Genomic DNA, 19,104 nt, shown 5'->3' on the forward strand with positions numbered 1-19,104 from the left:
ATGAATAAATATGAAGATTTAAAAAACCTGACCGTCTTATATGTAGAAGATGATGAGGACACACAGCGCATTACCTCGATTGTGCTAGAAGATTATGTAGGCAGACTGATTTTGGCAAAAAATGGTCAAGAAGCACTCAATATCTTTGACACGCACAATATCGATGTGGTTTTGACAGATATTTTGATGCCAAAACTCAATGGTATCGAACTCATCAAAGCCATCCGAAATGGCAAGACTAATCCCTTCTGCCCCGTGCTTATCACAACAGCCCATACAGAAGTTCCCTATCTTTTGGATGCTATCAGCCTAAAAGTCGATGGCTATATCTTAAAGCCCCTTGATGTCGATGAGCTTCTCAATACGCTCCAAAAAGCGATGTTACCCAAACTCCAAGCACTCGAGCTTGAATCAAAAAATCTCCTTATCAATGCGATTTCTGCATTTGTCGGGGGCAAAAAAATAGAAATCATCAAATTTTTGCTTGAAAATTGCGATGAAGATCACGTATATTATGGCTCGTATGAAGATATCATCTCCCATCTGAATGTCTCCAAACCTACCATTGTCAAGACATTCAAACAACTCATCGAAGTGGGCTTGCTCATAAAAATCAAAAATAAAGTCTATAAAATCCATCCCGACATCACTATCAAAGATTGATTCCAAAATATTCTTGACTTTAATGTAAGGTTTGTATAAAATACAAGCCTTACATTCAAAAAACTCCAATATCCAAAATCTGATTGCTCCGCATTTTGATTAGGGGAAATTTCCAAGGAAAAAAATGACCACAGAACAAAATCCCAATGTCTCAAAAACCCGAACCCATACGCCTGTAGATGGTTATCGTATCGAAGAACTCCGCACCAAGCCGATGGAAAAACTTATCGAAATCGCTAATAAACTCGAAATCGAAAACCCGCAAGAATACAAACGCCAAGACTTGATGTTTGAGATCCTCAAAACCCAAGTCAGTCAGGGCGGGTATATTCTCTTTACGGGGATTTTGGAGACAACAAACGAGGGGTATGGGTTTTTAAGAGGGATTGATGAAGTCTTTAGCGATAGCCAAAATGACACCTATGTGAGCCAATCCCAAATCAGGCGCTTTGCACTCCGAAATGGCGATATTGTTACCGGGCAAGTCCGCTCCCCAAAAGACCAAGAACGCTACTACGCCCTACTTAAAATCGAAGCAGTGAATTATCTTTCTTTAGAAGAGATAAAAAATCGCCCGCTTTTTGACAATCTCACCCCGCTTTTCCCCACCGAACAAATCAAGCTCGAATACGATCCAACCAAAGTAACGGGCAGAATGCTCGATCTTTTTAGCCCCATCGGCAAAGGACAGCGCGCCCTCATCGTCGCCCCGCCACGCACCGGAAAAACGGAGCTAATGAAAGAGCTCGCCCACGGCATTACTTACAATCACCCAGAAATCGAACTCATCGTGCTTTTGGTCGATGAGCGTCCCGAAGAAGTTACGGATATGCAACGCAGTGTCAAAGGGCAGGTCTTTAGCTCCACCTTTGATCTCCCCTCTGCTAATCACATCCGTGTGGCTGAATTGGTCTTGGAGCGTGCCAAACGGCGTATCGAGATGGGCAAAGATGTTGTGATTTTGCTTGATTCTATCACCCGACTTGCCAGAGCTTATAACGCCGTAACGCCCTCAAGTGGCAAGGTGCTTAGCGGTGGTGTGGATGCGAATGCCTTGCACAAACCCAAGCGATTTTTTGGCGCGGCAAGAAATATCGAGCAAGGGGGAAGCCTCACCATCATCGCAACGGCACTGATTGAGACAGGCTCACGGATGGATGAGGTTATTTTTGAAGAGTTCAAAGGCACAGGCAACAGCGAAATCGTGCTGGCTCGAAATATCGCCGATAGGCGGATCTACCCCGCTTTTGACATTCTAAAATCCGGCACAAGAAAAGATGACCTTCTCTTAGGAAAAGACAAGCTTACCAAAGTATGGATGCTCCGCAATGTAATGCAACAAATGGATGACATCGAAGCTTTGACATTTATCTATTCAAAAATGCAAAAAACAAAAGACAATGATGAATTTCTCAATATGATGAACGAAAAAGAGTGATGCCTTGAAAGCAGGTGTTTTTGACAGCGGTGTAGGCGGGCTGACCGTCCTAAAAAGCATTCTAAACGCCCAAATGTTTGATGAAATCATCTATTATGGCGACACAGCTAGAGTCCCCTATGGCGTCAAAGACAAGCAAACCATCATTTCATTTTCTCTTGAGGCACTCGATTTTTTTGCCCCTCACCAAATCGATATCCTCATCATCGCCTGCAACACCGCAAGTGCCTATGCTATCGAAGCGATGAGAGAGAAAAGCTCGGTGCCTATCGTGGGGGTCATTGAGCCGGGCATTCAAGCGGTAAAAAACAAAATACAAGACAAAAATGCCTCGATTCTCATCATCGCTACCAAAGCCACGATTGCCTCAAAAGCCTATGAATGCAAACTCCAAGCCTGTGGGTATCACCAAATCCAAAGTCTCGCCACCGGGCTTTTTGTCCCCATTGTCGAAGAGGGTATGAAAGATGGTGAGATTTTAGACGCCACAATGTGGCATTATTTTTCATCGATAGCCACCCCCCCGCAAGCGATCATTTTGGGTTGCACGCACTTCCCGCTAATCGCCCCAGCTATTGATGGTTTTTTCAAACACCAAAGCCAGTTGATCCATTCAGGCGATGCGATCGTTGATTATCTCCAAAAAAATCACAAAATCCATCAAAATCCATCAAAAAAACAAGCAAAACTTCATTTTTATGCTTCAAGCAATGTTTCTTCGCTCGAAAAAACCGCTCAAGAATGGCTTTTTTCTAAATAAATCCAATATTTATTACTATAAAACATTGATTAATTGTAGTTTTGATTTCAATTCATCCAATATATTTGGCTCATATTTCAATTTTGTATATTAATTATTAATCTTTTTTGATAAAATTAAACAATATATTTATAAGGATTAACGAATGGTTAAAACTGCCCTGATTAGCGGTATATTTCTTGTTGTCATTTTCTTGTTATTACCAAACAACGAAGACCTCAATAGCCTCGGGGTAAAAATCATCGGTTTGTATTTTCTCACCGGTCTGTTATATCTCCCTTTTACCATCATATGGATATTCTTTAGCAGTAATAACAAAACACCGATTGAAACTATCGATGATTTTATCTATCAAAAATGGCTCAAAAAACTTTTTGAATACTCAAAAAGCAAACTGCACACAAGGTGCAAAAATACAAAAAAATCTAGCAGTAAAAATATCTCTTAAAATATTGCTTTAATTTGCCCCCATCTCTTTGATTATTTTTTGCTCCAAGCTCCTTTTAATTATTTGCGAAACAAACACACAGGCATAAAACAAAATCCATCAAATTGGCATATCTAAGTTTTAGAAAAACCCAAACCCACCGACCAAATTACATCATATTTTATTAATATAATTGTAAGAATTATTCCTATAAAATCCCGTATTTTTCTACAAGGATTCTTAATGGATAAGCTCATAAAATCAAAAGTTTTTTTATCATTAGTATTGGCTATATTCGCAAATGCAGAAGTCAAAGAATACACCCTCAACAAATCCGTCGTCTCTGCAAGTGGCTTTGCCCAAGATCTCAAAGACGCCCCCGCTTCCATCTCGGTAGTTACGCAAGAACAGCTAAAAAACAGACCGATAAAAGACATCGGGGAAGCCGTATCTTTGATCCCGGGTATTAGCATTGATACCAATCAAGGGCAAAATGGCGCTTACCCCATCTCGATTCGTGGGATGCCTGCAGGATACACGTTGATTTTGATCGATGGCAAGAGGCAAGATGTCTCCGGCGGGGCATTCCCCAATGGCTATAGCGACTGGACGTTTTCAGGATTTTTGCCCCCTATTGCGATGATCGAACGCATAGAAGTCATCCGCGGTCCGATGAGCACGCTTTATGGGAGCGATGCCATCGGTGGGGTCATCAATATCATCACCAAAAAAAATCTCAAAGAATGGGGCACGAGCATATCGCTAGAAACCACTTTTGAAGAACAAAAACAATTTGGCAATATTTATTCAGGCAATTTCTATACTTCAGGACCTATCGATAAAGCCAAAAAATGGAGCTTGTCCTTGCGTGGGAGAGAATGGTATCGGGCATTTGTGCCTGCTTATAACTTCAAACTCGCCGAAGACCCCACACAATACATCGCCGGCAAGGTCTCTGTCGAGACAAACAATTACAATCTCGGGGGCAGGCTAGCATTCGCCCCTGATGAAAAAAACTACTTATACCTCGATGTTATTTATGCTGACCAATGGCTCAATAATACCAATCCCGCCATCACGAGCCTCTCGGCAAACAAAACCATCCACGCCAGAAGAAACAATCTCATCTTCGCCCACCTAGGGAGCTACACATTTGGCAAAACCGACACCTCTATTCAATATAATGCCACCCAAATGACAGGCAGACCCATCGATCTTAAAAAAGACACGACCGATAGAGGGCTTCGCGGGGATGATGTTATTATTGATTCCAAGCTCGTAATGGGGGGGGGGCAGGCAAAATCACACTCGGGGGACGCTATTGGTTTAGCAGTATGACAGACAAAGCAGGCGTTGCAACGTTCCTCTACCAACACAACGCTGCGTTATTTGCCGAAAGCGAATTGGTTATTTTAGATAATTTATTCTTGACCTTAGGGTTTAGAGAAAATTACAATTCCGCATTTGGCTTCAATACCTCCCCGAGGGCTTATTTGGTTTATAACGCACACGATTACATCACGCTAAAAGGCGGGGTTTCGACTGGCTACAAAACCCCTGACATCAATACAACATCAAAAGGGCTTTATAACTATGGCAAAAACGGCAGATTCATCTATGGCAATCCAAAACTCAAACCCGAAAGTTCGATAAATTTTGAAGCCTCACTTTTGAGCGAGACAGATTGGACTGATGTGGGTATCACGGGATTTTATAATCTTTTTGAAGACAAAATCACATCTTCAGGTCCCATAGCCCAAGGCGAGCCTTTGCCCAATGGCGTATGCGAAAATCCCTATGATACTTCAAAAAAAAGTGGTGGCTGTGAATACAATATCAATGCCGACAAAGCCAAAACCACTGGAGCGGAAGTGTTTGTTTCGATCAAACCTATCAACATCGGATATGGCGATATTGGCTTAAATCTCAACTATACTTTCACCCGCTCGCTCATCACGTCTGGAGAAAGCAAAGGTTTGCCATTAGCCGATATTCCTGAACATAATTTCAACGGCTCTTTGAATTATTCCCTCACCAAAGTCGGGCTTTATCTACGGGGCGAATACAAAGCAAACCAGCTCAATATGCCCGGCAGGATTACCACATCCAAACAGCTACAAGAAGCGCAAGAGAAAAATCCCAAATACTACAAACCTTATTTTTTGCTCCACCTCGGCGGGAACTACAACATCACGCCGAGCATAACGCTACATTTTGGTATCTATAATCTACTCAATCATAATTTTATCGATTATTATGCGGTCCAAGATGGTAAAAAAATCTCTTACAACAATAACTATGCCTATATCCACGAGGGCAGGCGGTATTTTCTCAGCTTGAATATGGATTTTTGAGATGAAAATCATTGCTTTAGCGGTGTTTTTGGGCTTGGGCGTGGGGTTAAAATTGAGCGCACTACCCAACCAAAATATCCCCAAAATCCAAAAAAAGGTTTATCAATACTTTACTATAAAGGATTTTATCCTCAAAAGCGCCCAAGGCAAAGATTATAAGATTTTCCTCGCCATCCCTTTGAAAAATCACGGCAAATACAGGGTTTTGTATATGCTTGATGGCAATAAACAATTCCCAATGATTCTCAATGCCTATGAACCTATCACAAATCCCCCACTCATCGTAGCGATCGGCTATCCCGGTGAGCTTGGCTATGATATTGTAAGGCGCACGTTTGACTACACCCCCAAAGTCGATGGCACAAAGATAGCTCATAGCGAGAAGTTTGCAAAAGGCGGGGGTGCGGAATTTTTTTATGATTTTATCACCCATACGCTCAAGCCCTTTATCGCCAAACATTACGCAATCGATAGCGAAAATCAAACGCTTTTTGGGCATTCTTTTGGTGGGCTTTTTGCCCTCTATGTGATGTTTTATCACCCCGAAGCATTTAGCGATTATATCGCTGCTTCGCCATCTTTGTGGTGGGGTGATGGGAGCTTTATTCCCCAAGACGATGATAGAAAAATCAAGGCAAAAACCCCATCGCAAACACCGCTTGAAAAACACCCGCCAAAATCGATTACCATCACGATTGGCGAATATGAAAACAAACCCTCATCTTCGCCATTTACCGCAGAAAGCCTGGCAAAAAAGCTCTCAAAGGGCGGGTGGGGCGTGCAAGAAAGACAAATAACACAAAGCGTGCGAGAAACACAAGAAACGCAAAAAACAAATGTCTGTTTTGTAAAATTCCCCGGTCAAACGCACGGCAGTTCAATCATCTATGCTTTGCGTATTGCGCTAAAATCATTTGGTAGCACAAAATGCGAAAATAGGTTTTGAAATGGTTTTTAGAGGATTTAACAGCGAGGCGATAACAAGCAAGATATAACCACTTATGACAAAGGCAAGGCAGTTTCAGACTTGAAACCTTAAAAACCTTATCTCCAATACACAAAGCTTTGCTTTGGGTCCGAGATGGTTACTTTAGAAACGAAAACAGGCTCTGCCTGTTGGAGCGGTCTTCAGATTCAGTTTGCAAAAACAAACCTGAAGACCATTCGTTGGGAGTGAGTTTTTCAACCTATTAAAACCTTATGAACCTTGATAAATATTTTATGGAATAAGATAACCCGCCTGATATTATTGAAGAAGAAGTTTCAAACCAAAAAGCGCTTGGATGATTTTGCATTGGGATTGGGGCGAGATTAAAAACATTCGCTATGCGAGCCGACACGCACACAAGTTAGCACCAAGACATCATTATCTTTTTTATAGATTAATAATAAATTAGGCAAGATATGGCATTCTCTAAAGCCCTCATAATTACCAATCAAAGCGTGGTCTCTATATTTTGGCTCTAGGACTTCACCATTGGCTAATTTTTCAATGATTGAATCTGTGATACCTCCATCGCCACGCTTGAGAATCTTTTTGTAATCTTTTTTAAATTTGCTCGAAAATTCTATTCGATATTTCACGCCAAAAGTGCCTTTTTTGCTTCTGCCCAGTTTTCAAATGGTTTTCTTTTGCCTGCCTTTATTTCTTGCAATATGTCTTCTGATTCCCTCATAGCCTCCAATGTTTCTTGGTTGGGTATTTCACGAGATTGATTTTCTTTAATGTCTGCTTGGGCACTTTTGGCTAAATCTCTAAATGCAGGGACAAATTCATCTTTGACATTCTCAATAATCAAAGTCATCTTCACTCCTTTGCTTTTGCTTGATTATAACACATTTAAAACCGCCCTTTTTTATGGTTGGTTTTATCACAAAATACCACTTAAAAACCTATAAAACTTATCTCGAATATTCAAGGCAAACTTAAATATGAGAGGAGAGCCATTAAAAAAAGATAACTGCTTGGCTTAACTAGCTTCGCGTGAGCAATTGCCATATGCACCGCTAGTTGGACGGCAGGACGGGCATAGGGAATGTGGCAGTTGCATAGTGGTCTTCAGATTCACGCGGTGAATCGTTTAAACAATAATGATTTTTTCCATAGCCGTGTGACCAGTGATTGTTTCTTATATTCGCTAGAAAGGGGTGCTGGGTATTCCCGCCCGCCCTATCTGACTTGCGAAGCGCTATTGGGTGGGCGGGTAAAAGCTCACCCCTTTAAAACCCCTGCTCCCCCTGCACGCCCCCTTAGTAATTTCAGATGAAAAAGCGTAGATTGCTTTTTTGTTAGCAATTCCACACAACAAACCTTAGAAAACGGGTTGATGACCAGCGGTAGCTGGGAATAACCCTGTGCTTTAGGAACGAAACTGACCCACCCACCCATAGGCTTCGCTCTCGTGAGTGGTCTTCAGATTCAGTTTGCAAAAACTGAATCGAGTAAAACATAATGAAAACCTTAGAAACTTATCTCCAATACACAAAGTAACGCTTTGGGTCCGAGATGATTACTTTAGGAATGGAAGCAGGCTCTGCCTGCTGGAATGGTCTTCAGATTCATTTTTTTCGTTGAAAAAAACTGAATCGAGTCCGCATAATGAAAACCGAGTAAAACATAATAAAACCATCAAGCCCGCACAGCAAGCTTGCTAATAGCTTCGTTGTTGAGTTCATCCATATGCGTTTTGAGGACTTTAGAATACATATCTACCAAACGATTAGTCTCAATCAGCTGGGTCATCTCTGTAACCGCATTGACATTGCTTTTTTCTACAAAATACTGCATTAGGCTGTTTGGCGTGATGAGATTTTCCCTTTGGTCGATTTTGTCTTGCGGGTATTCATAGAGATTTTTGCCGACTTTTTTGAGGTATTTGGGATTAGCAAAGCTCACAACCGCAATCGCCCCACCAGCTAAGGGTTGCCCGATGGCTTCATTAGCGGTGTCTCTAAAATAAAGATTACCATTTTTGTCTGCTTCTATCTCCATACCTTGTGCGAGCATAATCCCGCCTTCATTATCCAAGCCCACACGGCTAAGGACGTGATAACCTTCTTTGGTGCTAAGCATCCCATCACTCCCTATCGTGAAGCTCCCATCACGGGTGTATCGCACGCCATCAGGGGTTTGGATAGCAAAAAAAGCATTGGGGTTTTGGAGGGCAAAATCCAAGGGATTTTCTGTCTGGCTCATCGCCCCTATGCTCCTATCGGTGTATTCTTCAGAGATGATAGGTACGCGATCAAGATTGCGGTTGATGTATTTGGCAGCATCTCGTGTGTGATTTCTTATCGGCAAGGTTTCTTGGTGGGTTTGATACAGCCTCAAAAAATCCCCGATGACAACATCATCACGCTTGAAAGAATTGGTATTGAGATTGGCAAGATTGTTTGAGATGATATCGAGCCGATTAAACTGGGTAACCATCCCGCCAGTAGCGGCGTAATAACCATTTTGCATAGAAGCCTCTTTATTGGGTTTGTTTTTAAGCTATTTAAAGCAAATTTTATTCCTGATAAGTTATTGGGCGATGAGGCGGGATAAAGTTTGTTTATCGTGTAAAAATATTTGTTAATATCACCCAAACCAGCATAAAAGGACTCCAATGCAAAAAAATGAAATTTTAGATCTATTGTATCGCCGTTATTCTTGTAGAAAATTTGACCCTACCAAAAAAATCCCCGAGCAAGATTTTGAGCCCATTATCCAAGCCGGGAGGTTTGCGCCAAGCTCTTTGGGGCTAGAGCCGTGGAAATTTATCATTATCACATCCCAACCCCTCAAAGAAGAAATAGCAAAAGATTCTTCAGGCGGGAAGCACCAAATACAGGATTGTTCGCATTTGCTTATCGTGTGCCATTTGACTTCTGAGGTTTTGCGCGCTGATTCAAATTATTTAGCCTCTCTTTATGAAGACAAAGAGACACATCGGGCTTACAACAAGGCTGATTTGGCTCTCGCACTAGAATCCATCCGCAACCATCGCTTAAAAGGTGATGACAAACTCATCAACGCCTATGCGAGAGAACAATGCTTTATCGCCATCGGGCAGATGACCCAAACGGCTGCACTGCTTGATATTGATTCGTGCATTATTGGGGGATTTTATGCAACAGGGGTGAAAATGATTTTAAACAAACTGATGAGTATCGATGGGCTTGAGCCAGCGTGTTTGATAGCATTTGGCTATGGCATAGAGCACAAAATCCCACCCAAATACCGAAAATCCAGCGAAAATGCCCTGCATTGGTTTGAATGAGTGTTGCAAAAACCAGCAACAAATGCTTTTTTGGTGTCGATTATGAACGTGGTCGGCGTGTGCTGGTAGGGTGGATTTCGGCTTTACTTAAGATATTTTTAGCCTTTTTAGATTAAAATGCAGAAAATATTTTAGGGAAGTGTATGCCAAAACGAAAAGATATAAAAACCATCCTTTTAGTCGGGTCTGGACCCATTGTAATCGGGCAAGCTTGTGAGTTTGATTATTCCGGCACGCAAGCGGCAAAGACACTGAAATCTTTGGGTTATCGTGTTGTTCTTATCAATTCCAATCCTGCCACCATTATGACCGATCCGGAATTTGCTGACCGCACGTATATCGAGCCTATCACCGAAGAAATCGTCGCTGATATTATCGCCAAAGAAAAAGTCGATGCGATACTCCCGACGATGGGCGGTCAAACGGCTTTAAATATCGCAATGAGTATGCACGAAAAAGGGATGCTTGATGGTGTGGAATTTTTGGGTGCAAAGCCCCACGCTATCAAAAAAGGCGAAGATAGGCAGGCATTCAAAGAAGCGATGTTAAAAATCGGGATGGATTTGCCCAAAAGTCTTTATGCCTACAACGAAAATGAAGCCTTAGAAGCCGCTAAAGAAATCGGTTTTCCCCTCATCATCCGTGCGAGCTATACCCTTGCTGGCGGGGGCAGTGGGGTGGCGTATAACATCGATGAATTTAAGGTCTTAGCACAAAACGGGCTAGAAGCCTCACCCATCAATGAAATCCTCATTGAAGAATCGCTTTTGGGCTGGAAAGAATACGAAATGGAAGTGATTCGCGATCGGGCAGATAATTGTATCATCGTGTGTTCGATCGAGAATTTCGATCCGATGGGCGTGCATACTGGTGATAGCATAACCATCGCACCTGCTCTGACCCTCACAGACAAAGAATACCAAAGAATGCGGGATGCGAGCTTTGCTATCTTGCGTGAGATCGGTGTCGATACGGGCGGGAGTAATGTGCAGTTTGCTATCCACCCCACGACAGGCAGGATGATTGTTATCGAGATGAATCCCCGTGTGAGTCGGAGTTCAGCTCTCGCTTCAAAAGCTACAGGCTATCCGATTGCCAAGGTCGCCACGCTTTTGGCAGTGGGCTTTACACTTGATGAAATCAAAAATGACATCACGCAAACCCCAGCAAGCTTTGAGCCTAGCATTGATTATATCGTTAGCAAAATCCCCCGCTGGACCTTTGAGAAATTCCCCCAAGCTGATTCGACACTTTGCACATCGATGAAGAGTATCGGGGAAGTGATGGCGATTGGGGGGAATTTTTGTGAGTCGATTCAAAAAGCACTCTGTAGCCTAGAAATCGGGCTTTGTGGCTTTGAAAGCGTGAGTTCTGATATGGATTTTATCCGCAAAGAAATCCGTCGCCCTAATGCCAATCGCCTGCTTTATCTCGCTGATGGTTTCCGTCAGGGCTTGAGCGTGGAGGATATTTATGAGTTGAGTCAGATTGATAGGTGGTTTTTGCAACAGATTTTTGAGATCGTCTCAAAAGAAGCAAGTATCACTTCAGAAATCTTGCACAATAAAAAAACAATGCGCCAGATAAAATCGATGGGCTTTAGCGATAAGATGATCGCCAAGCTCATCAGCAAAAATGAAAAAATGGATATGAGCGAGATTGAAGTTTATCACGCAAGGGTTCAGATGGGCGTGCAAGCCGTTTATGAGCAAGTCGATACCTGTGCGGCGGAATTTCCCTCGCTCACGCCTTATTTGTATTCGACGATATTGCCTGATGGATTTTTGCACGAGCATTTTGAGGCTTTCAATCAAAATGCCCTCCAAGCAAATGCCACCACCCCTACCAAACAAGCCCGCCCAAAGGTGATGATTATTGGCGGGGGACCCAATCGCATTGGGCAAGGTATTGAGTTTGATTATTGCTGTGTGCACGCAAGCTTTGCACTCGGGGATATGGGAGTAGAAAGCGTGATGTATAACTGCAATCCCGAGACCGTGAGCACCGATTATGACACCAGCGATACGCTTTATTTTGAGCCGATTGATTTTGAGCACGTGCGTATGGCAGTAGAGAGAGAAAATCCCGATGGTATCATCGTGCATTTTGGCGGGCAAACGCCCTTGAAACTCTCCAAAAACCTCACCAAAATCGGGGCAAAAATCATTGGAACAAGTGCGAAAGTCATCGACATCGCCGAAGATAGAGAAAAATTTGCTAGTTTTGTGAAGCAAAATAATCTCAGACAACCCGAAAATGGCGTGGCTTTCACCAAAGAAGAAGCGTATTTGATCGCTGATAGGATAGGTTTCCCTGTGCTTGTGCGCCCTAGCTATGTGCTTGGCGGGCGGGCGATGCGTATCGTGCATAATAACGAGGATTTGCGTCTTTATATGCAAGAAGCTGTCAAAGTCAGCGAGGATTCGCCAGTTTTGATCGATAAATTTTTGCAAAAAGCCATTGAATTAGATGTCGATGCGATTTGTGATGGCAAAGATGTCTATATTGGCGGTGTGATGGAGCATATCGAGGAGGCGGGGATTCACTCGGGGGATTCGGCGAGTTCATTGCCTACGATCAATATTTCCCAAGCCCTATTAGAAGAAATCGAAGACACCACTGCCAAAATCGCTTTGAATCTCGGTGTCGTGGGTTTGATGAATGTGCAATACGCGATTTTTGAGGGCAAGCTTTATCTTATCGAGGTCAATCCCCGTGCTAGCCGAAGCGTGCCGTTTGTGAGTAAAGCAACCGGCGTCCCGCTAGCCAAAGTCGCTACCCGAGTGATGTGGCAGGGAAATCTCAAAGAAAGCTTGCAATATTACGACTCCTTTGATTTTGTGCGATTTGAACGAGGGGTTTATAAGCCCAAAAAGATGGATTATGTAACGCTTAAAGAGTCGGTATTTCCCTTTAATAAGCTTTATGGTGCGGATTTGTTGCTAGGTCCTGAGATGAAAAGCACGGGCGAGGTGATGGGGATTAGCAAAAAATTTGGCTTGAGCTTTGCTAAAAGCCAGATTGCTTGCAAAAATGCCTTGCCAAAATCAGGGCAAATATTTGTTTCTCTTAGCGATAGAGACAAGCTAGAAGCCTGCGATATGGTGCGAAAATTCGTTGATTTGGGATTTTTTATCTGTGCGACAGAGGGGACACATCACGCTTTGGAGTCGCAAGGTATCCCATCAAGCAAGGTCCTAAAAATATCAGAAGGACGCCCTAATATCCAGGATTTGATGGCAAATGGCGAGATTGTGATGGCGATAAATACAAGCGATCACAAATCGAACAAAGAAGATGCCAAACTCATCCGCACCCAAGTGCTGAAAAATCAAATCTCGTATTTTACGACGCTCGCAGGCGCAGAGGTCGCAGCACTCGCACTCAAAGAAATGCAAGAAGCCAATGTCAATGAAGCCATCGCCTTGCAAGATTATCTGCGCTTATGAATGCACGCTGGGTTTATCTGGCGCAAACAGACACGACAGCGGGGCTTTTGAGCCTAGATTTTGAAAGGTTAAACACCCTGAAAGAAAGATCGCCAAAACAGCCTGTTTTACTTGAGGTGGATTCATTATCGAGGCTCAAGACCCATCTGCGTGTGCCGGTGCGCTTCAAAAACCATCTCCGCAGAGCAAATAAAAGCACGTTTGTTTTTCCCAATCATCAAGCGTTTCGGGTAGTGCGTGATGAATCCCATAGGGGCTTTTTGAAGCATTTTGGTTCGATGTATTCGACTTCAGCGAACAAAACAGGCTTGGCTTTTGACAAAAAGATAGCATTTCAGATGTGCGATGTTGTGGTTTTGGATGCTAGAGGGATTTTTTCTGGTGTGCCCTCAAAGATGTTTAAAATCAATCAATCTAAAATCATCAAAATGCGATGAATTGGCAAAATCGTTCTAGCAACGTAAGCGAGCGTTGCCCTGCGAAGTGGTTTTCAGATTCAGTTTTTAAAATCAAGCAAGCATAATGAAAACCTTAGAAATTTATCTCGAATATTCAAGCAAGCTTGAATATGAGATGGTTACTTTAGGAATGGAGACAGGCTTTGCCTGTCGGAATGGTCTTCAGATTCAGTTTTTAAACTGAATCGCATAAACATCACAATGTCTTCAAAAATGCTTCAATCGCCCTGACTTCCTCATCATTTAAATGCAATTCCAACAAAAGCGGGGAGGTTTGCGGGAATAGCGGGTCTCGTGGATCAACACCACGGGGAGGTTTGGGGCGAAACATCCCGGCATTATAGCCATAAATCACCCGACGCAATGAGGGGAAAAGCCCATTGTGCATATAAGGCGCACTCTGGCTCACCCCACGCAATGAGGGCGTTTTGAACTTACCAATATCATCGGGATTTTTACTCACTTCATACCTACCAAGGTCTTGGTATTTGCGCCCATAATAGCTCAGCCCCAAATTGTGAAACTTCCCATCGCTTAGCGCTACGCCATTGTGGCAGTTGATACACCTTGCTTTGGTGCGAAAGAGATGGAGTCCATAGACTTCCTCATCGCTTAGGGCGTTTTTATCCCCAAGCAAAAACTTATCAAACCTCGTGCGTTTAGGCATTAGCGTGCGTTCATAGGTGGCGATGGCACGCCCGATTTGCTCCAAAGTAATCGGCGTGGTTTTAAAAACCTTGTAAAACGCCTTTTGATAGTGCTTATCGGCGTTGAGGCGTTCTGCGAGCTTTTGGAGGGGCATTGCCATCTCTGTGGGGTCTGCGATGGGTCCTAGGGCTTGGACTTCAAGATTTTTCGCCCGCCCATCCCAAAATTTTTCTTCTCCAAAGGCACTCATCAGGACACTTTGGGCGTTTCGCCTGCCTTTTTGGGCATTATGCCCCAGAGAAAATCGCACATTATCAGCGTAGCCAAATTCTTTTTTGTGACAGCTCGCACACGAGATTTGCCCAGAAAGCGACAATCTAGGGTCATTAAAAAGCTCTTTGCCTAACGCTACTTTTTGCTTGGAGTAAGGATTATTTGGCGGGAAAGGCGGGGAAAGTGGCAAGGGGGCAAGCTCGTGAAAACTCACGCCCGCATCGATATTTGGGGCTTCCCAGAGACTAGGGGGACGCTGGTAGCTCTCACGGATAGCCTCGATATTGCTAGGCAGAGCGGATAAAAAGCTCGCCCCTGCCAAAAAAAGCTTAAAAATCTTAAAATTCATAACCGGCTTGTATCCAATAGGATCTGCCCGCCTCGTAGGTGGGGGTGGTTTTTGTGCCACCTTTTGATGTTGCAATGGTCGCAGTGGTGATATTGAGATTATCGAGGAGATTGTAAATATCCAAATTCACAAAAAGCGTGTTTTTGCCCCAAAACTTCCCGCTCACCCCGATTTTGGTATCCCAGCTAAAGGCAACAGGAAAGGTAAAAATCTCGTATTTATCCAAGATAACGCCTGTGTCGGTGGCTTCCTTGTCGAAGCTTACAATATCTTGAAAGCTTGATTTGAGGCTAAAAAAGTTTGTCCAGCTAAGTTTTATGCGTGAAAATGTTACATCTGTGATAGTCGTGAGGCGAGTATTCCAGGGCTTTGCGAAGTTTTTTACGGGCAATTGAGTGATATCAATGACCTTGCCATCATAGATGATATTTTTTTCTTTGGTTGCGCTTTTGTTGTAGTCTGTGAAATTGCTGTGGCTTTTGAAATAATCCGCACTGAATTGAAAATATTGCGAAATATTAAAAAACGTGATGGGCTTAGTGGTCGCCAGCGTGAGGGTGAAAATATCGCTATCGCTTTTGCCATTATTGAGGTAAATATAATAATAACTTGCGTAATCATCACTGGTTGTCGTTGTTTTGCCAACTTTTATGGCAGTGGGATTTTTTACGTGGAGTTTGGTGATTTCATCTCTGGCTTGGCGATGGACATATTTAAATCCCGCTTCAAATCGCCAAAATTTCTGCGTAATCCCCGCAGTGAGTTCATCATTGTAGGGGATTTTGAGTTTGGAAAACTTGGTCCCGCTTTTCACACTTGAGTCCTTGACCCATTCTGCACTAGGGCCACTTCGTTTATAGGTGCTACTGAGGGCATCGATACCATCTGAAAGGCGGTAGCTAAAGATATTGCGTCCATAGTAGCGGTTATATCCCCCAAAAATATACGTGAGCCCATTGCCAAAGACATCCATATTGAGCGCGAGCCTTGGGGCGATGGTAAGCTTTTGCATATACGTATCCCCATCTAGGCGCACACCGGGGCGGAAGTTGAAACGCCAAAAATCAATGCTGTCTTGTAAATACAGCCCATAAGCGAAATTATCCAGATTGATTTTGCCTTTTTGATAGACATCGATGGAGTTAAAATATTGCCCCTTATTGTCTTTCCAAGTGGCTTGGTTTTTTTTGGGTGTGATAATATTCATATCCACTGGAGAAGCCGAGCAGTAGTCGGTTTCTGCGCAAGAATCTCCATCTTTTAGAGGTGTGTTAGATCGGGAAGCATTGGTGGATTCATTGGGGCGGGCATAATAGGCATTGGTATAATCGAGCAAAAATCCCGCAGAAAAGCCGTGGTGGGTGTGGAAAAGCTCAAATTTTTCAAAATCCATATCGCTACGATAGCTTAGCTTCCTCTGAATGCTATCGACATTCCCCCACGCCCCCTCTATAGCCTGCTTTGCTCCCCAATTTTTTTCTGGGCTAGGAATCCAGTTTTTAAAATACTGCTTATCACTACGTCGGGAGTTGCTTTCATCGTTGTAGCTTAGGGTGTTGCTTAGTTGGGCAAAAGTGAAATGATAGTTTGCTTTTAGCGCAGCCTGCCAACCCCCTGAAACGATAGAATAATACGAATCTTTGGCGTGATAAACGAAATATTTATTATCTTGCGGGGCATAGGTGAGGCTGGCTTCAAGGTCGAGATTTTCAACCCCCTTATAAACGCCTTTTAAAAAATAATTATCAATGCGCCGTTTGGTATCGCGTTTTTCTGGGATATTGTCTTTTTTGTTATAAACGTGCATTGGGATGGTTGATTGCGTGGTGGCAAAGCTAGCGATCAGCCCGATATTTTTGCTGACATACCCTTGTGCTTGCGCGCGGATATTTTGTTTGAAAAACTCTGGCTGATTGCCTATTGTGCTTGCGTATTCAAAACTTTCTTGCTGGCTTTCATCGATATGGTATTTTGTGAGTTTGGAGCTGGTGAATTGATAGGAGATTTTGGCTTTAAACTCAGTGCTTGGGTCTTTGGTCTTTGCGTTGATAACCCCACCTTCAAAACCCCCGTATTTGGCTGAAACATTGCTGTCAAACACCTCGATACTTTTGATGAGTGAGGCATCAATACCCAGCCCTTGGGAACGCCCGGGAACTAGCTGGAAGTGCGATGGAGGGGTATTAGCACCGGGATCAAGGTCGTTATTCATATTCACGCCATCAAGCATAAAGCTGTTTTGATAAAACGTTGCGCCGTTGATGGAGACATTGGGCGGGTCGATTTCGCCGGGTGTTTTGGAACTGCGAAACGAATTATCAAATTGCACGTTGGGGTGGGTGGTTAGAAAATCGGTGATTTGGGCATTTCCGGAGGTAAAAGCATTGAGAAATTGCTCGTTAATATTTACCCCCCCCCCCCCGCTCATATGATCATTAATCGCTTTGCTCGCTTGGACGCTGAGTTTGGGGAGTTGGTAGGATTTTTCATTTGTTGTTTGCCCGGTGGTTTGACCCATCGTTTGATCTTTTGTTTGATCTGTCTGGGATGATTGATTTGTCGGTGTTATCGGTGATGATGGGGGTTGCGAGGGTGCAGTTTCTCCAGCACTCAAGCTAAATGCCGTAATACCAAAAACACAGATAATAAAAAGAAAAGATGTTTTTATCATTGGAATATTCCTTTTTAATTAAAATAATAATCATAATTATAGTTTTAATAACTTTATCAAAACTGAGACATCAAAATTTTTGCAATATTTTCTTGGATTTTTATTCTTTATGCGGTCTGTTTGAAGGGAATCTAGCCCGCAGTAAAGGGATTAGAGATAGGTAAATGGGCTTGCGGGTGAAATTTCTTTTGCAATTGAAATCGTTTAGTATTTTTAGCAACGTTGCAAGATTAAGCGTCTTGCGGAGTGGTCTTCAGATTCACGCTAGTGAATCGATTGGAAAATGATAGACTTAAGTTATTTTTCAAGGGTTTTTTGGCATAATTTTGCTTCTTTTTAGTTTAGCTTTTTTAATACCTCTTTAGAACTTTGGCTTGATAGCTCAGTCGGTAGAGCAGGAGACTGAAAATCTCCGTGTCGGTGGTTCGATTCCGCCTCAAGCCACCACGCATTGTTAAAAATAAACATTATCCCCGCAGTAAAAAATGATTTTTGATGATTTTTAGAAGATGAAAATGTATTGATGGATAGAGCGGTTTTCTCTATCCATTTGTAGGCTAATTATTTTTTTGAGTTTTTCTCGTCCATATCGCATTTATGGTGTTTGTGATGCTTGTGTTCAAGACCACTTTCTTTCAACTCTTTCTTAGTCATTGTCTTTCTTTTTTCTTCCATTGCTTTTTTGATGGCTTGTTTTCTTTCTCGAAATTCTTTCAAGGTCATTTTGTCTGTATTTTTTTCCATCGCTTCTTCAAGCTTTTTATGGAAATCCTTTGCCTGCTCTTTTGTCATTGTCTGCATTCGTTTGTGTAATTCGATTTTATAGTCAGGGAAATCTTTTGGAGCGACAACGCCCGACATTTTGATCAAATCATCGTTGCTTTGCTTAGAAAAGTCAGCACCGAAAGCAAATGAAGCACAAACTGCCCCCGCTAAAACCATTGACGTGAATTTATTCATCTTTTTGTCCTTTTGATTTAAGATAGGCAGGGATTATAAGTTTCTAACGTGAATTATGTGTTAATTCTCTTTTTATCTATTTTCTACTCGATTCAGTTCTTTAAACTGAATCGCAAGACCACTCACGGGAGCTAAGCTCCCGTTCGTTCCTAAAGTATGGGGTTATTCCCAGCTACCGCTGGTCATCAACCTAGTTTTATAGGTTTCGCAGGTTTGGAATCACTAACAAAAAAGCTATCTACGCCATTTAATCCTGCATTGCATTGGGGGCGTGCAGGGAGAGCAGGGGTTTAAAGGGGTGAGCGGGGGGCGCTTCGCAAGTCAGCCCCCCAGCACCCCTTTCTAGCTAGTATAAGAAAAAATAACTAGTCGCACGGCTATGGAAAAGAATC

16 protein-coding genes and 1 tRNA gene are annotated in these 19,104 nt (G+C 42.8%); 11 read left to right on the forward strand and 6 right to left on the reverse strand.

The window, feature by feature from the left end:
• The 7 genes from BJI48_RS06840 (at nt 1) to BJI48_RS06870 (ending at nt 6,588) form a co-directional block, all read left to right on the forward strand.
• The gene (locus tag BJI48_RS06840) at nt 1–663 is read left to right on the forward strand and encodes a response regulator (protein WP_095333298.1); all 663 of its coding nucleotides are present in this window, start codon (nt 1–3) and stop codon (nt 661–663) included.
• A 124-nt stretch (nt 664–787) separates the two neighbouring features.
• The gene (gene rho, locus BJI48_RS06845) at nt 788–2,101 is read left to right on the forward strand and encodes a transcription termination factor Rho (protein ID WP_095333300.1); all 1,314 of its coding nucleotides are present in this window, start codon (nt 788–790) and stop codon (nt 2,099–2,101) included.
• A 4-nt stretch (nt 2,102–2,105) separates the two neighbouring features.
• Complete coding sequence (murI, locus tag BJI48_RS06850; RefSeq protein WP_095333302.1) at nt 2,106–2,861, forward strand: glutamate racemase; 756 nt, start codon at nt 2,106–2,108, stop codon at nt 2,859–2,861.
• A 145-nt stretch (nt 2,862–3,006) separates the two neighbouring features.
• Nucleotides 3,007–3,309 (forward strand): hypothetical protein, encoded by a 303-nt coding sequence (locus tag BJI48_RS06855; protein WP_095333304.1) that lies wholly within the window; start codon nt 3,007–3,009, stop codon nt 3,307–3,309.
• Nucleotides 3,310–3,531: 222 nt separating this feature from the next.
• Nucleotides 3,532–4,626 carry a TonB-dependent receptor plug domain-containing protein gene (locus BJI48_RS06860; protein WP_095333306.1) on the forward strand — a complete coding sequence of 365 codons (1,095 nt, stop codon included), beginning with the start codon at nt 3,532–3,534 and terminating at the stop codon, nt 4,624–4,626.
• Nucleotides 4,623–5,642: a TonB-dependent receptor gene (locus BJI48_RS06865; RefSeq protein ID WP_095333308.1), complete on the forward strand. Its 1,020-nt coding sequence runs from the start codon at nt 4,623–4,625 to the stop codon at nt 5,640–5,642. The genes BJI48_RS06860 and BJI48_RS06865 overlap by 4 nt, the downstream gene beginning before the upstream one ends.
• A gap of 1 nt (nt 5,643) precedes the next feature.
• Entirely contained in the window at nt 5,644–6,588 is a 945-nt protein-coding gene (locus BJI48_RS06870; RefSeq protein WP_095333310.1) for an alpha/beta hydrolase-fold protein, read from the forward strand.
• 365 nt (nt 6,589–6,953) lie between these two features.
• Here the strand turns inward: BJI48_RS06870 and BJI48_RS06875 are convergent, their stop codons facing one another.
• The 3 genes from BJI48_RS06875 to BJI48_RS06885 all read right to left on the reverse strand — a co-directional run bounded on the left by BJI48_RS06875 (nt 6,954) and on the right by BJI48_RS06885 (nt 9,105).
• On the reverse strand, nt 6,954–7,226 hold the full coding sequence (locus BJI48_RS06875) for a type II toxin-antitoxin system YafQ family toxin (protein ID WP_095333312.1): 273 nt from the start codon (nt 7,224–7,226) through the stop codon (nt 6,954–6,956).
• Nucleotides 7,223–7,447, reverse strand: a complete 225-nt coding sequence (locus BJI48_RS06880; RefSeq protein ID WP_095333314.1) for a hypothetical protein — start codon at nt 7,445–7,447, stop codon at nt 7,223–7,225. The genes BJI48_RS06875 and BJI48_RS06880 overlap by 4 nt, the downstream gene beginning before the upstream one ends.
• Nucleotides 7,448–8,271: 824 nt before the next feature.
• Nucleotides 8,272–9,105 carry a flagellar hook-basal body protein gene (locus tag BJI48_RS06885; RefSeq protein WP_095333317.1) on the reverse strand — a complete coding sequence of 278 codons (834 nt, stop codon included), beginning with the start codon at nt 9,103–9,105 and terminating at the stop codon, nt 8,272–8,274.
• 145 nt (nt 9,106–9,250) lie between these two features.
• On the opposite strand from BJI48_RS06885, the gene BJI48_RS06890 reads away from it, so the two are divergent.
• The 3 genes from BJI48_RS06890 to BJI48_RS06900 all read left to right on the forward strand — a co-directional run bounded on the left by BJI48_RS06890 (nt 9,251) and on the right by BJI48_RS06900 (nt 13,790).
• Nucleotides 9,251–9,904: an NAD(P)H-dependent oxidoreductase gene (locus tag BJI48_RS06890; protein ID WP_095333319.1), complete on the forward strand. Its 654-nt coding sequence runs from the start codon at nt 9,251–9,253 to the stop codon at nt 9,902–9,904.
• 143 nt (nt 9,905–10,047) lie between these two features.
• The gene (carB, locus tag BJI48_RS06895; RefSeq protein WP_095333321.1) at nt 10,048–13,353 is read left to right on the forward strand and encodes a carbamoyl-phosphate synthase large subunit; all 3,306 of its coding nucleotides are present in this window, start codon (nt 10,048–10,050) and stop codon (nt 13,351–13,353) included.
• Nucleotides 13,350–13,790, forward strand: coding sequence for a Sua5 YciO YrdC YwlC family protein (locus BJI48_RS06900; RefSeq protein ID WP_095333324.1), 441 nt, complete (start codon nt 13,350–13,352; stop codon nt 13,788–13,790). The genes carB and BJI48_RS06900 overlap by 4 nt, the downstream gene beginning before the upstream one ends.
• A gap of 217 nt (nt 13,791–14,007) precedes the next feature.
• Here BJI48_RS06900 and BJI48_RS06905 read toward each other — a convergent pair whose 3' ends face one another.
• Both BJI48_RS06905 and BJI48_RS06910 read right to left on the reverse strand, forming a co-directional pair.
• Complete coding sequence (locus BJI48_RS06905) at nt 14,008–15,081, reverse strand: cytochrome c peroxidase (protein WP_095333326.1); 1,074 nt, start codon at nt 15,079–15,081, stop codon at nt 14,008–14,010.
• A complete protein-coding gene (locus tag BJI48_RS06910) occupies nt 15,071–17,752 on the reverse strand; it encodes a TonB-dependent receptor plug domain-containing protein (RefSeq protein ID WP_095333328.1) in 2,682 nt (893 codons plus the stop codon). The genes BJI48_RS06905 and BJI48_RS06910 overlap by 11 nt, the downstream gene beginning before the upstream one ends.
• Before the next feature lie 371 nt (nt 17,753–18,123).
• Between BJI48_RS06910 and BJI48_RS06915 the strand changes: the two genes are divergently transcribed.
• Nucleotides 18,124–18,199: transfer RNA gene (locus BJI48_RS06915), tRNA-Phe, on the forward strand.
• A 114-nt stretch (nt 18,200–18,313) separates the two neighbouring features.
• On the opposite strand, the gene BJI48_RS06920 is transcribed toward BJI48_RS06915, so the two are convergent.
• Nucleotides 18,314–18,712 (reverse strand): DUF1104 domain-containing protein, encoded by a 399-nt coding sequence (locus BJI48_RS06920; protein ID WP_095333330.1) that lies wholly within the window; start codon nt 18,710–18,712, stop codon nt 18,314–18,316.
• Between the last annotated feature and the right edge of the window lie 392 nt (nt 18,713–19,104).

The sequence above is a fragment of the Helicobacter sp. 11S02596-1 genome, from assembly GCF_002272825.1.
Lineage (GTDB): Bacteria > Campylobacterota > Campylobacteria > Campylobacterales > Helicobacteraceae > Helicobacter_J.

What these genes read in the sequence shown, in the direction of transcription:
- BJI48_RS06880 (WP_095333314.1), bottom strand. Translation starts at nt 7,447, where the DNA reads ATGACTTTGATTATTGAGAATGTCAAAGATGAATTTGTCCCTGCATTT.
- BJI48_RS06870 (WP_095333310.1), top strand. Translation starts at nt 5,644, where the DNA reads ATGAAAATCATTGCTTTAGCGGTGTTTTTGGGCTTGGGCGTGGGGTTA.
- BJI48_RS06865 (WP_095333308.1), top strand. Translation starts at nt 4,623, where the DNA reads ATGACAGACAAAGCAGGCGTTGCAACGTTCCTCTACCAACACAACGCT.
- BJI48_RS06860 (WP_095333306.1), top strand. Translation starts at nt 3,532, where the DNA reads ATGGATAAGCTCATAAAATCAAAAGTTTTTTTATCATTAGTATTGGCT.
- BJI48_RS06905 (WP_095333326.1), bottom strand. Translation starts at nt 15,081, where the DNA reads ATGAATTTTAAGATTTTTAAGCTTTTTTTGGCAGGGGCGAGCTTTTTA.
- BJI48_RS06855 (WP_095333304.1), top strand. Translation starts at nt 3,007, where the DNA reads ATGGTTAAAACTGCCCTGATTAGCGGTATATTTCTTGTTGTCATTTTC.
- carB (WP_095333321.1), top strand. Translation starts at nt 10,048, where the DNA reads ATGCCAAAACGAAAAGATATAAAAACCATCCTTTTAGTCGGGTCTGGA.
- BJI48_RS06910 (WP_095333328.1), bottom strand. Translation starts at nt 17,752, where the DNA reads ATGATAAAAACATCTTTTCTTTTTATTATCTGTGTTTTTGGTATTACG.
- BJI48_RS06885 (WP_095333317.1), bottom strand. Translation starts at nt 9,105, where the DNA reads ATGCAAAATGGTTATTACGCCGCTACTGGCGGGATGGTTACCCAGTTT.
- BJI48_RS06920 (WP_095333330.1), bottom strand. Translation starts at nt 18,712, where the DNA reads ATGAATAAATTCACGTCAATGGTTTTAGCGGGGGCAGTTTGTGCTTCA.
- rho (WP_095333300.1), top strand. Translation starts at nt 788, where the DNA reads ATGACCACAGAACAAAATCCCAATGTCTCAAAAACCCGAACCCATACG.
- BJI48_RS06890 (WP_095333319.1), top strand. Translation starts at nt 9,251, where the DNA reads ATGCAAAAAAATGAAATTTTAGATCTATTGTATCGCCGTTATTCTTGT.
- BJI48_RS06840 (WP_095333298.1), top strand. Translation starts at nt 1, where the DNA reads ATGAATAAATATGAAGATTTAAAAAACCTGACCGTCTTATATGTAGAA.
- BJI48_RS06900 (WP_095333324.1), top strand. Translation starts at nt 13,350, where the DNA reads ATGAATGCACGCTGGGTTTATCTGGCGCAAACAGACACGACAGCGGGG.